Below are 12,444 nucleotides of genomic sequence, written 5' to 3' on the forward strand. Positions count from 1 at the left end.
CAAAACTATGATATTAATCACATTTTTTAAGTTTAAAAATTTATTTTAATAACACTTTTAATATTTTTTAAAAATTATTGTTCAAAATATGTTTTATTTTTTGTCATTAAAATACAACAAAAATTATTATTTCAAATAAAAAAATAAAATATTAAATTATCAAATATATTTAAATTAATAATTGTAAATTATAAATTGAAGCTATTAAATTAAATCTTAATGCAAATTTTTTTCTTCTATTTCGATATTTTTCACTAATAATTTTAAATTTTTTAAGAATCGCAAAAACATGTTCAATAACAACTCTCATTTTTGAAATAGCCTTATTATTTTTCTTTTCTTCTTTAGTTAAAGGGTTTTTCTTTGATTTTCGTTTAGGTAATAAGACATTTTTATGTATGTTTTGTATACCTTGATATCCTAAATCTACTAAAATAGTTGTTTCTGATAAAAATTTCGTTTTTGAATTTTTTAAAATTTTAAAATCATGATTTTTACCATAAGAAAAATAAGAACTTATAATTTTTTTACTATCTTTTTCAATTATGACTTGAGTTTTTATTGTATGTTTTTTCTTTTTTCCTGAATAATATTGTTTTTGACTTTTTTTGGGCGTTGAATAGTACTTTCAGTCACATCAATGATAACTGTTTTATCTTTAAAATTATTATTTAACAGTGATTTTTGTCCATCAAGTTGTTGAAAATCAGGATGTTTTATTAAAGTATTTTCTATTCACTTGATATTCCTATAGCAACTACTTTCACTAATTCCATAACTTTTAGCAATATGAAAATAAGTTCGATACTCTCTTCAATATTCTAAAGTCATTAATAAACGATTTTCTAATGATAATTTATTAGGTGTACCACCATTTTTAAACTTTTTTACTTCTTCTTTCTTTAAAATTTCTAGAATTTTATTAAAAATAATATCATTTATACCAGTTAATCTTAATAATTCTGGATTGTTAATAGTTTTTAATTTATCAAACATCATAGATTACCTATATTTTTTATTTTTAATTTTATTTTAAAAATTAAATTTTTAATAGATAGGTTTTGCAAGAAGTCTATTATCTTTTTAAGGCGCAAACATCCAGACTACCAAAAGATTTTTAATAATTTTTCATTTTACTTTTTCATTATTATTGGTTATTTAGGAGCAATAATTGCTATTGTTGGATCATTTTTAGCAATGTATTATTATGGTACACAAAATAATAATATGTGAGCATTATGAAATTCACTAATTTTAATTGCTGTTATGTTAGCAGGATATCCCGTTTATTATATTAAAAATTATGTAGTTAAAATTGTTAACAATTTTAAAAATCAAAAAAAAGATAATCAATCATAAAAAAATAATCTTATACCTTATTTACTTTCTTGTGCTAATAAAAAATTTTTAATATGAGCACCATAAAGATAATTAACAATATTCTTATTTTGATTAACAACACGATGACAAGGAACAATAATTGCTAATGGATTTTTACTTAAAGCTGAACCCACTGCCCTACTTGCTTTTGGATAACCTATCTTTTGTGCTAATTCTTGATAAGTTAAAGTTGTCCCAAATTGAATAGTACAAGTTTTACTCCATACTAATTCTTGAAAAGGAGTTCCTTTTAAAGCTATTGGTAAGTTAAAATCACTTAATTTTTTATCAAAATACATTGCTAGTTGTTTTAAGCAATTAACTACCACTATATTACTACTATCCTTAGCAACTTGACGAGTATTAACAAAACTAACTTTTACTACTTGTTCTGCAACTACTATGATTTCAATTAAACCTATTTTAGTAGTTAAATAACCATATTTTTTCATATTTTTTATTACCCCTTTATTTTATTTAAACTATTACTTTCTTTTACAAGTTCTTGTAATATTTTATTATCAAAATTTTGTTTTAACAAATCTGAATTTTCAACAATCTTTTCAATAGATCAATCTCACCATTTTATATTTTGTAATTTTTGAACTATTTTTTTAGAAAAACGATATTTTATAATTTTAGCGGGATTACCACCAACAATAGCATAAGGAGGCACATTTTTTGTAACTACACTTTTAGCTGCAATTACTGCCCCATTACCAATAGTTACCCCTCTTAAGATTGTCACATCATGACCAATTCAAACATCATTTTCTATCACTGTTGGTGATTTAATCGGAAATTTATCTAATTTATCTTTTTCTGTAACTTCTGATAAATTTAATGATTTATAAAATAATGATAAAGGAAATGTTGAAACTGCATAATAATTATGATTGCCACCATTCATTATAAATAAAACACCTTGTGCAATTGAACAAAATTTACCAATAATTAATTCATCATCTATCATATTTGGAAAATGATAAATTATATTTTTATTTTCAAAATCAATAGCTGCTTGCTCACCATTAAAATCATGATAATAAGTATAATCACCAATAAAAATTTTAGGTTTAGTAATATAATTTTTTATTAAAAATATTGTTGGTATATGAGGATTAATTTTAGTATTTGGACTTATCAAAATACCTTTTTGTATTTTATCGATCAACTTATTTTACTCCTTTATTTTTCACTTTCAATATTCAAAATTAAATCACGAAGTGAAGCTGCCTTTTCAAAATTTAAATCTTTAGCTGCTTGTAACATTTCAACTCTTAAATCAGCAATTATCTTTGTTTTAGCAGCTATTTTTGTTTTACCTTTACTTGAATTTAAAATTTTTAAATCAACATCTAATTCTCTAGTACTTACGATTTCACTCAACGGTTTTTTAACAGTAACTGGTACTATATTATGTTTTTTATTATAAGCAAGTTGAATTTCTCTTCTTCTTTGCGTTTCTTCAATTGCTTGTGTCATTGCCTCTGTCTTAATATCTCCATATAGTATAACATGAGCATTAACATTTCGTGCTGCACGACCAATAGTTTGGATTAATGATTTAGTATTACGTAAAAAACCAGATTTATCAGCATCCAAAATACAGATTAATGACACTTCTGGTACGTCTAATCCTTCGCGTAATAAATTAATACCAACAATAACATCAAAAACACCTTTTCTTAAATCTAACAAAACTTTAGTACGTTCTAATGTTTTTAATTCATTATGAATATAAGCAACTTTAATTTTTTGTTCTTGTAAAAAATTTGATAATTCTTCTGCCATTCTAATTGTTAAAGTAGTAATAAATACTCTTTCATTATTTTTTGTTCGTAATTTTATTTGATTAATAATATCTTCCATTTGATTTTTAGTTGGTTTAATTTCAATTGTTGGATCTAATAAACCCGTGGGACGAATAATTTGTTGAACTGGTACATTAAAGGGTTCAACTTCATTTTTAATTAAAGATAATTCATAATCAGCAGGAGTTGCTGAAGTATAAATAACTTGCTTTAACTTATTAGAAAATTCATTAAAATTTAAAGGACGATTATCCAAAGCACTAGGTAAACGAAAGCCATATTTTACTAATGTTTCTTTTCTGCTACGATCAGTATTATACATTCCTCTAATTTGCGGTAATGTCATATGAGATTCATCAATAATTGTTAAAAAATCATCTGGAAAAAAATCAATTAAAGTATATGGTGCTGAACCCACTTCTCTATTTTCTAAATGACGAGAATAGTTTTCAATACCACTACAAATACCAAATTCTTTTAAGGACTCTAGATCGTGTTCTGTTCTTTGTTCTAATCTTTGCGCTTCTACTAACATATTATTTTTTCTTAGTTGTGCTAATGTTATTTTTAACTCTTCAGTAATTTTAATAACTGCCTGATCAACACGACTTTTGCTAGTAATATAATTTTGCGCAGGAAAAATTGTAATAAAGGGAAAACGTTCTAAAACATTAGCGCCTAATGTATCAATACGTGCTATTTCTTCAATTTCATCACCAAATAAACTAATTCTTAAATAAAATTGATCATTTCAAGATGGAGCTAACTTTATTAAATCACCTTTTGCACTAAAACTACCCGGTTCTAATGTAATATCATTACGTACATATCCATTTTTAATTAGTCTTAATAATAAATCTTTTCTATTAATTTTTTGTCCTTTTCTCAATTCAAAAAAGTTATCTTTATATGCTGTTGGTTCTTGTTCACCATAAATTGCTGCTACTGATGCTACAACAATAACATCTTTACTAATAGATAAACCATTTAAAGCACTTAATCTTAACATTTCAATTTCTTGATTTTGTTTAGAATTTTTATCAATATAAGTATCGGTTTTTGGTAAATATGCCTCGGGTTGATAAAAATCAAAATATGAGACAAAATATTCAACGCGATTTTCAGGAAAAAAAGTTTTCAATTCTCCATATAATTGCATAGCTAATGTTTTATTATGTACTAAAATTAAAGTTGGTTTTTGCACTTGCACAATAACATTGGCCATTGTAAAAGTTTTACCCGTACCAGTGGCTCCTAATAATACTTGGTATTTAATATTATTTTTAATAGCTACTACTAATTTTCTAATTGCTTCAGGTTGATCACCTGTTGGTTTATAAGGCGCTTTTAATTTAAACATAACTTTATATTCCTTTAAAACATTCTATATACAATACCATATTATTTTAAATAAAATAATAATAAAACTTTTATATAATTAAAATTATTATAAAACAATATAAATACTATACTTATTTTTTGATTTTTATAAGTATAAAAAATTATAATAAATTTCTTAAAAAATTTAAAGTTTAGTTATCAAATAAATCCAATGTTTAAAATTGACTTATTATCGTTTATATTTTATTTTACTTAGAATATAGTAAAATTTTAAACAGATAATTAAAATAATTTTTATATAAAGTAAAAAAAACTAAAAAGGAGGAATGATTATGAAAACACTATTAACAGCAGTAAGTCTTTTAACAGTTTCATCATCAATTGGAAACTTAAATTCTATTTTAAACACCGAAATTAAAACTACAAATATTTCAAAAAATGAACCAATAAAATATGATGGTTAAAATAAAATTATTACTAACTATGAAAATCAATATGAACTTGCTATATCGTATATATACATTAATAACAGTACTTTAGATACTTGATTTAAGCTTTTTTCTTTAAATGACCTTGAAAAATTAAGAGAAAAAATATACTATGATACTTCATCTTTTCCTTATCAAGGTAATGGATGAGAAAAGATTAGCATATATGAATTAACTGAAAAATTAATAAATAATTTTTCATCTTTAATTAATGTACGTGGATATAATACCTATGGAATTATAGTAACTTATCATGAAGCACCTAAGGAATTATTTTTTCTAGCACCACAATTTTCACCAAATACTCACGATAAAAATATAATAGAAAAATATTATAAATTTTTATGACATGATACTTTAAAAATTGCATTAAGTCGATATGAATGACAAAAAATTTTAAATACTAATAAAAATATAACTGAAATTTTTAATATTATTTCTAGATTTCCCGAATGAGATGCAAGTGCTTGAAAAGGTTATATTTCAAACGAAGATTTATATACTTTATCTGAAAAAATTATTGAGAATTTTAATCAATTAAAAACTAAATTCGAAAATAGTAATACAGGATGAAAAGTAGTAACTAACACTACTGGCTCATGAACAGAACTTGAACAAGAATAAAATATACTTACAAAAAAAATAATAAGAAAGAGAGAAAAAATATAATGTTTAAAAAATTTAAAGAAATTTTCAAAAAGAAAAAATGACATTGTGATTATTGTAAAGAAAATTATCCTCTACTTTGTCCAATTAAAGGATTAGAAAAAGATGGAGAAGATTTTGAAAAAAAACCAAAAGATTAATTTTATACTTTAAATAAAAATAGGCATTTGCCTATTTTTATTTTTTTCTGTTTATAAATTAATATAAATTAATAAATTCTTTACTAATTTCAATCATCATTTGTGTTGTTAACAAATGATCTTCAGAATGCATAAACAACACTGAAAAAGATAATTGATAACCTTTACCTTCTTCAACAATGACGCTCATATGTGATTGCAAAGCTTTAGTAATATTATCATTTGCTTCATCAATCATTTTTAATGCTGTTTCAAATTGTCCTTCCTTAGCGAGAGTAATTGCTTCTATTGCTAAAGATTTTGCTTTTCCGGCAGAAGAAATTATTTCAAGTGAAATTTTTTCAAAATCAATATTATTACTTTTCTCTTTTTCTTTAATGCTCATAGTATTATTTTTTAAGGACGGTTGTCAAATTTACGAAATAATTAATTATCATATTAGTAACTTATTTCCAAAATTACCATTTAAAAATGATGATAGACAAATTAAATTCTCTTTTACCCTTAAATTTAATATTCGACGTATTTTAAAAAATATACATTTAAAAGATAAAATAAAAATTATTAACAAGGAAAAAGACAAGAAATAATCTTGTCTTTTTTTGTAATTGTAAAATTTTAAAATTTTTAAGAACCCTCTTTAACGCTATTATCAACACGTGTTAGGGAACTAAAAAAGTGAACTACAACACAGTTGTTAAAAATAGTAGCTAGAGCATGTGGACTTGCATGGATAAATAAAAAGTGGAGTGATACCTAATAAAATATACTAACCAGTAATGGTAATTCTTGGGGTGGGAGCGAATTGGAAACTAGTATATATAGACCTGTTGTAGGGACCTATTGTATTAATTCTATTTTTTATTTAATCAACCTTGCCACTCCCCAGTGAGCAAGTGTTGATTTTATTTTTTATTTTTTTTTGAAAATTTTTTTGGGCGAGAAAATAAATTTCAAACTTGTAAAAAAATTGAGCAAGGCCGGTTCAATTAAAATATTAATTTGCTAAACACAAATTAAATAAATATTGAATCGAATGCCTCAATGTTTTTTAAAATTTCACAATTTATTTTTGAGCCCAGTTTTCATGGAATGAATAAAACGAATAGTAGTAGTATTAATAATCTAAAAATCAAAATATATGTTCTTTATGCTAGAAGCAACAGAACATATTAGGAAAGGATTATTATGAAAATAGAATTTAAAAAAGAACAAATTATTAAAGATAAACCACAATCTATTCTTATTGATTATGTTGAATATAAATTATCGCTTCCAAAATGAATGATTAAAAATAATTCTTTTATTGTTGATAACAGTTACACATATTGAGTTTTTAATTTAGACAATATTAAAAGAGAATTAAGTGGTAATGAATTAATAAAATTATTAGAACCATATATTAAAGACCAAAAAATAACTGTTAATAAACCAACTGCTCCAAAAGAATATTATCTTAATGATATAAAACTTGAACCATTAACATTTTATGAACAGCATAATAGTTGATTTATGGGTGAAATAACAGATAACAAAACTAAAATTACTAATCCTTGTTTTAAATATAACATTACGTGAGAAGAAAACAGAAAAGGTTTTAAAATAAATAATCAATATAAACATGATGATTTACCAATTAATTATATAGTTACTTTGTATAAGGAAATTTCAACTCATAATGAAAAAGTATTTTTGTTGAACATGTAAACAAAATAAATTAGATTATTTATTCTTTAATACTAATGATATTAAAACAAGAAAATATTTTTTAAGAGATAAAAATAGTAAAGCAATTTGTTATGACTGTATTTTAAATGTTAGGTTAAGTAGGAGGTATAAATATGAATAAACAAAAACCATTTTCTTATAAAGACCAAGAAATTATTAATGAATATAATAAAAAACGTAATCAAGAAATAACAAAAGAACATTTAAATAATATAGAAAAATTAAGAAAAGATTTTAAAAAAGAAGTTATTAATGAATATAAGAAAAATTTAATTTGTTCATTAAATATATTTTTAGGTCATTATATAGAACAATACAAAAAAGAAAAAGAAACATTTTATCGAAATCAATTAAAAGGTTCAATTGATACTATTCAATTCTTAATTAATAAAATACAATCCAAAGAATTTGATTAATAATGCAATATGACTTAATTATTGGTATTGACCCAGCAGGAATAGGTAGTAATGGAATTGTTATATATTCAAATGAAACTAATAATATTGTTTTTAATGAAACATTCAATACATTAACTGTTTTATGGACTAAAAATATGTATAAAGAAAAATTTCAATTAATTAAAGAAAAATTTATTGATAAAAAAATATTAGTTATTGTAGAAAATTTCTTTTTAAGTTCAAAACAATTATTAACTAATCCATTAGCAACTCCTAAAATTATTGGTTCATTAATGGTATTAGTACAAGATGTTTTCAACTGAGATTATCTAGAAAACCACCCAAAAAATAAAAATAAAATAACAAATTATAAAGGAAATATAAAATTAACAAAACATGAACAAGATGCTTATAAGCATATTCAATATTATTTAAAAAATCATAAGAAAATATTGATTTTTGATAATTATTTAAGGAAATTATAAAAATGAAAGATAAAGCAAATTATGTGAAATTAACAGTAAAACTTAGTAACACTATTGAAGCAAAATATTACGAAAAAGGTAATAAGGAATTATATTATAGTGTTCGTGGTCAATGAAATGGATTAAATTATGTTACTTTAATTTTTAATAACCCAAAACTTTATAGACGCTGTATTTTATTAAACAAAAACGATGAAATTATTGTAACTGGTCAAATCTTTAACACTTTAAACATTCCTAAAAATCGTGCATTTTGTTCAATCAATGTTAAATGATTTAAAAAATGAAAAGAGTAAAAAATGATATTATGAAAAATTTTATTAATAGCACCAATATTAATAACCAGTATAACACTAATAATAATTTTAATATTTATTATTAAAGAATTAAAAAATGAATATAAAGTATTGAAAATATTAAGTGAAATTGCTAATCAAATTAAAAATAAGGAGAATAATTAATGATAATATTACCTACTTTGTTTGAAAATAAAGATGAAATTGAAGTATTATCACCATTTCCAAAAGCAATTCATACAAGTAATGATATTAGAGCAATTATTTTAAGACAATACCCAAATGTTAAATCAAAACACATAATTGTTTCTGACCCCGAAAGTAATGTTGCATTAATAGTTGGTGATAATGATGTTTATCAAGGTTGAATTAAAGTAACAGTTAAAAAATTAGAAATTAAAGGAGATTAAACAAATGCAAAAGGAAAAAATTAAAATTAAAAATTATGAATTTGAATTAAATTCTTATGTAGTAGATTCCTTATTAGATGTTATAAGAGAACTGATAAAAACAAATAAAGGAGAATAAAATGCCAAACGAAAATACACAATCAAAATATACTTTAACCAAATTAATTAGAACTGGTATAAGTCCTATTTGTGCAATGATTGGTACAAGTGCTTATTATGGTCAAGTAATAGATAATTCAATATTGGGTTCAATTAATAGTTTATTATTTGGTAAAAAATTAGGTTTAGATATATGAAATTTAAATCAAAGACCAAATACTAAAACTAAATTAATTAATAGTAGTAAAAAAATATTATTAGGTTTAGGAACAATTGGTTTAGCAAATTATAGTAAATGAAGTGAAAATAATATTACTCCAATTATTCCAACACCACCAACTCCAATAACAACTACAACTACAACTGAGGGTCCTCCGTGATTACTATTAGATAAACAAGAACATCAGTCATTAATGGATTGAGATACATATATTAGTTTAAATGCTTATGGTATTTCAAATCTTATTAGTGGATTAACTGAGTTAATACCTAATAGATTTGAAAATATAAGAAAGATTTGTAATATGGCAACTGGTGGATGTTTGATTAGTAGTGGTGTTGCTATGGGTATTAATAATGATTTTAATAATGCTTATGCAATACCTACCATAGTTGCTGGTGCAAGTGAAATTATTCATAATTTACTTCCAATAGAAACAAATCATAGTAGAGAAATGCAAGAAACAGCATTTAATAATGAAACTTCAAGATTAATTAATGATAATAGATTCACAATTAATAGTGAAACAACTAGTCAATATGGTAGTGATAATATGAGTGAAGTACCATTAAATCACGATAATGCTTCATTAAATTGAGATTATAATCACATGAGTTTATAAAGGAGGTGAATAATTTATGAATAAAGAAAAAATACTTGAATATTATAATAATGAAATTCAGACATATAAAGAAAGATTGGAACAATTAAATAAAGAAATATCTGTATTAGTAGAAATTATAAGTAATTCACAATCAATGATTGAAAGAATTAATGGTGGTCAATTTGATGAATAATTAAAAATTAAAAATAAATAATTGAAAGGAAAATATTCAAATGAAAGAATTTTTACATGAATTAATAATTATTGGAACAAGTGTTGGAACATTAATTTGCAGAGAAATTATTGTTTTATTAAAAAGATTTATCACAACTCCAAAACATGTTAGAGCAAATAACAAAATTATCAAACATCAAAAAAAATTAGCAAAGTTAAATGAAAAGATTAATAAAGAAAATAAATAATAAAGTGGTGATGTAAATGTTAGAAAATGAAAATAATGTTCAACAAACAACTGAACCTTTAACTGAAAACAATGCTTCTTCACAAGAAATAGAAAATAAAGTTAATGAAGCAGAAAATAAGTTAAATAAACTTAATTTAGAAATTAAAGAAAAAGAAATTATTAATATATTTAAAAAATATCAAGTTAAAACTGAATTTTATGATTATTTAAAATTTAAAACTAATAATTTAGAAAATTCAAAAATTGAAGAAACTATTAAAAAAATGATTAAAGAACAACCAGTATTTAAAGAAATAATTAATACAGGTGGCAAACCACAAACAATAATAACAAATCAACCAAATTCAATAAAAAGTACATTATTGGATTATAAAAAGAAAAATAATTTATAACAGAAAGGAAATAAAAAAAATGTCAGTACCATTCAATCAAAATTTAGATAATACCGAAAAATTAGTAGAGGCACCTGAGTTTATAGAATTTTATAAACAATCAAATTCACCATGAGCAAGTTTTTTTCCTATTGAAATGGTTAATTCTACAAAAATTGAATTTATAGTTAAAAAACCAAAAAATTCAGAAATTAAAGTACTAAAATGAAATGATAAAAGCAAAGGATTAGATGTTAGTTACGCTGAAACTATTAAAATTTTAAAAGAAATTAAACAAGAAGCAGTTGCAGGTGAAATAATTGCTAATGTTGATTTAAATGCAGAAAATGGACAAAATTTGTTAAACACAATGCAATATGAAGTTGCTAATGATTTAGCAGATTATTTAGCAAATAATGATACAAATGTAATTGCAAAATATGCAACTAAATTAGATATTACTGATAAAACACCAGTAGGATATTTAAAATCAATGCTATCTGCTTGAAATACTTTATTTCAATAGACATATTCCGTAATTAAATTTTTTAAAAGTCAATTAATAATTTTAAAATTTATTTTATAATTTTGTTATTAACAATAAATTTAGAAAAGTGTTGATAAAAATGATTTTTGAAAATTTAAAAAAATTAAAAAATGAAGAATTTTATAGATATTTTGGTATAAAACGTTTTCATTTTAATGAAATGTTAGAAAAATTAATTGAAATAGAAAAATTAGAAAAAAATAAAGGTCGAAAAAATAAACTTTCAGTAGAAGAAAGATTAATGATGACTTTATTATACTGAAAAGAATATTATACTTTTTTTCAAATGAGTATTAAATCTAAAATGAGCCCATCAAGTTGTTTTCGAAATATTACTTGAGTAGAAAATAAACTTAGTAACCACAAAGATTACCAATTTTTAAAAGAAAGATATAAATTAAAAATTGATAAAAAACAAGAAAATTCAAATGAATTTCAATTTTATTTAATTGATTCAACTGAGATTGAAATTGAAAGACCAACTAAAAAAAACTACAAGACATATTCCGTAATTAAATTTTTTAAAAGTCAATTAATAATTTTAAAATTTATTTTATAATTTTGTTATTAACAATAAATTTAGAAAAGTGTTGATAAAAATGATTTTTGAAAATTTAAAAAAATTAAAAAATGAAGAATTTTATAGATATTTTGGTATAAAACGTTTTCATTTTAATGAAATGTTAGAAAAATTAATTGAAATAGAAAAATTAGAAAAAAATAAAGGTCGAAAAAATAAACTTTCAGTAGAAGAAAGATTAATGATGACTTTATTATACTGAAAAGAATATTATACTTTTTTTCAAATGAGTATTAAATCTAAAATGAGCCCATCAAGTTGTTTTCGAAATATTACTTGAGTAGAAAATAAACTTAGTAACCACAAAGATTACCAATTTTTAAAAGAAAGATATAAATTAAAAATTGATAAAAAACAAGAAAATTCAAATGAATTTCAATTTTATTTAATTGATTCAACTGAGATTGAAATTGAAAGACCAACTAAAAAAAACTACAGTTAGAATATTTTTCT

21 protein-coding genes are annotated in these 12,444 nt (G+C 22.5%); 16 read left to right on the plus strand and 5 right to left on the minus strand.

Annotation, left to right across the window (positions count from 1 at the left end; translation table 4 throughout):
* Positions 1-169: 169 nt before the first annotated feature.
* Positions 170-999, minus strand: a protein-coding gene (locus AACL24_RS01425; protein WP_339048201.1) for an IS5 family transposase whose coding sequence is annotated in 2 segments (ribosomal slippage) — positions 170-603 and positions 603-999 — 831 coding nt in all. Because the reading frame shifts where the segments join, the coding sequence is not laid out codon by codon here.
* Between the two features lie 198 nt (positions 1,000-1,197).
* Between AACL24_RS01425 and AACL24_RS01430 the strand changes: the two genes are divergently transcribed.
* Positions 1,198-1,359 (plus strand): hypothetical protein, encoded by a 162-nt coding sequence (locus AACL24_RS01430; protein WP_338987842.1) that lies wholly within the window; start codon positions 1,198-1,200, stop codon positions 1,357-1,359.
* 17 nt (positions 1,360-1,376) lie between these two features.
* Here AACL24_RS01430 and AACL24_RS01435 read toward each other — a convergent pair whose 3' ends face one another.
* From AACL24_RS01435 to uvrB, 3 genes are read right to left on the minus strand one after another with little or no spacing between them, the layout of a single operon-like run.
* Complete coding sequence (locus tag AACL24_RS01435; protein ID WP_339048204.1) at positions 1,377-1,832, minus strand: methylated-DNA--[protein]-cysteine S-methyltransferase; 456 nt, start codon at positions 1,830-1,832, stop codon at positions 1,377-1,379.
* A gap of 8 nt (positions 1,833-1,840) precedes the next feature.
* Positions 1,841-2,551, minus strand: a complete 711-nt coding sequence (locus AACL24_RS01440) for a CatB-related O-acetyltransferase (RefSeq protein ID WP_422398074.1) — start codon at positions 2,549-2,551, stop codon at positions 1,841-1,843.
* Positions 2,552-2,568: 17 nt separating this feature from the next.
* The gene (uvrB, locus tag AACL24_RS01445) at positions 2,569-4,554 is read right to left on the minus strand and encodes an excinuclease ABC subunit UvrB (protein ID WP_339048208.1); all 1,986 of its coding nucleotides are present in this window, start codon (positions 4,552-4,554) and stop codon (positions 2,569-2,571) included.
* A gap of 313 nt (positions 4,555-4,867) precedes the next feature.
* Between uvrB and AACL24_RS01450 the strand changes: the two genes are divergently transcribed.
* Together AACL24_RS01450 and AACL24_RS01455 are read left to right on the plus strand one after the other, a co-directional pair.
* On the plus strand, positions 4,868-4,999 hold the full coding sequence (locus AACL24_RS01450; RefSeq protein WP_339048210.1) for a hypothetical protein: 132 nt from the start codon (positions 4,868-4,870) through the stop codon (positions 4,997-4,999).
* Between the two features lie 692 nt (positions 5,000-5,691).
* On the plus strand, positions 5,692-5,829 hold the full coding sequence (locus AACL24_RS01455; protein WP_252320481.1) for a hypothetical protein: 138 nt from the start codon (positions 5,692-5,694) through the stop codon (positions 5,827-5,829).
* Positions 5,830-5,887: 58 nt separating this feature from the next.
* Here the strand turns inward: AACL24_RS01455 and AACL24_RS01460 are convergent, their stop codons facing one another.
* Complete coding sequence (locus AACL24_RS01460; RefSeq protein WP_339048212.1) at positions 5,888-6,214, minus strand: PTS lactose/cellobiose transporter subunit IIA; 327 nt, start codon at positions 6,212-6,214, stop codon at positions 5,888-5,890.
* A gap of 803 nt (positions 6,215-7,017) precedes the next feature.
* Here AACL24_RS01460 and AACL24_RS01465 point away from each other — a divergent pair.
* The 13 genes from AACL24_RS01465 to AACL24_RS01525 all read left to right on the plus strand — a co-directional run bounded on the left by AACL24_RS01465 (position 7,018) and on the right by AACL24_RS01525 (position 12,433).
* Positions 7,018-7,536, plus strand: coding sequence for a hypothetical protein (locus tag AACL24_RS01465; RefSeq protein WP_339047123.1), 519 nt, complete (start codon positions 7,018-7,020; stop codon positions 7,534-7,536).
* 134 nt (positions 7,537-7,670) lie between these two features.
* Positions 7,671-7,973, plus strand: a complete 303-nt coding sequence (locus AACL24_RS01470) for a hypothetical protein (RefSeq protein WP_339047121.1) — start codon at positions 7,671-7,673, stop codon at positions 7,971-7,973.
* Between the two features lie 2 nt (positions 7,974-7,975).
* Positions 7,976-8,440, plus strand: coding sequence for a hypothetical protein (locus tag AACL24_RS01475; RefSeq protein WP_339047119.1), 465 nt, complete (start codon positions 7,976-7,978; stop codon positions 8,438-8,440).
* A gap of 2 nt (positions 8,441-8,442) precedes the next feature.
* Positions 8,443-8,736 carry a hypothetical protein gene (locus AACL24_RS01480; protein WP_338961240.1) on the plus strand — a complete coding sequence of 98 codons (294 nt, stop codon included), beginning with the start codon at positions 8,443-8,445 and terminating at the stop codon, positions 8,734-8,736.
* 3 nt (positions 8,737-8,739) lie between these two features.
* Positions 8,740-8,901 carry a hypothetical protein gene (locus tag AACL24_RS01485; protein WP_174480256.1) on the plus strand — a complete coding sequence of 54 codons (162 nt, stop codon included), beginning with the start codon at positions 8,740-8,742 and terminating at the stop codon, positions 8,899-8,901.
* Complete coding sequence (locus AACL24_RS01490; protein ID WP_339047117.1) at positions 8,901-9,146, plus strand: hypothetical protein; 246 nt, start codon at positions 8,901-8,903, stop codon at positions 9,144-9,146. Before AACL24_RS01485 ends, AACL24_RS01490 begins: the two co-directional genes overlap by 1 nt.
* 119 nt (positions 9,147-9,265) lie before the next feature.
* Complete coding sequence (locus AACL24_RS01495; protein ID WP_339048214.1) at positions 9,266-10,087, plus strand: hypothetical protein; 822 nt, start codon at positions 9,266-9,268, stop codon at positions 10,085-10,087.
* A gap of 16 nt (positions 10,088-10,103) precedes the next feature.
* Positions 10,104-10,262 (plus strand): hypothetical protein, encoded by a 159-nt coding sequence (locus AACL24_RS01500; protein ID WP_339047113.1) that lies wholly within the window; start codon positions 10,104-10,106, stop codon positions 10,260-10,262.
* A gap of 40 nt (positions 10,263-10,302) precedes the next feature.
* The gene (locus AACL24_RS01505; protein WP_174480113.1) at positions 10,303-10,491 is read left to right on the plus strand and encodes a hypothetical protein; all 189 of its coding nucleotides are present in this window, start codon (positions 10,303-10,305) and stop codon (positions 10,489-10,491) included.
* Between the two features lie 16 nt (positions 10,492-10,507).
* The gene (locus AACL24_RS01510) at positions 10,508-10,885 is read left to right on the plus strand and encodes a hypothetical protein (protein ID WP_339047109.1); all 378 of its coding nucleotides are present in this window, start codon (positions 10,508-10,510) and stop codon (positions 10,883-10,885) included.
* A gap of 19 nt (positions 10,886-10,904) precedes the next feature.
* Entirely contained in the window at positions 10,905-11,390 is a 486-nt protein-coding gene (locus tag AACL24_RS01515) for a hypothetical protein (RefSeq protein WP_339048216.1), read from the plus strand.
* A gap of 100 nt (positions 11,391-11,490) precedes the next feature.
* Positions 11,491-11,970 carry a transposase family protein gene (locus AACL24_RS01520; RefSeq protein WP_339046152.1) on the plus strand — a complete coding sequence of 160 codons (480 nt, stop codon included), beginning with the start codon at positions 11,491-11,493 and terminating at the stop codon, positions 11,968-11,970.
* A 40-nt stretch (positions 11,971-12,010) separates the two neighbouring features.
* A complete protein-coding gene (locus AACL24_RS01525; RefSeq protein ID WP_339045912.1) occupies positions 12,011-12,433 on the plus strand; it encodes a transposase family protein in 423 nt (140 codons plus the stop codon).
* Positions 12,434-12,444 lie beyond the last annotated feature (11 nt).

Source organism: Spiroplasma endosymbiont of Colias croceus (genome assembly GCF_964020095.1).
Lineage (GTDB): Bacteria > Bacillota_I > Bacilli_A > Mycoplasmatales > VBWQ01 > Spiroplasma_E.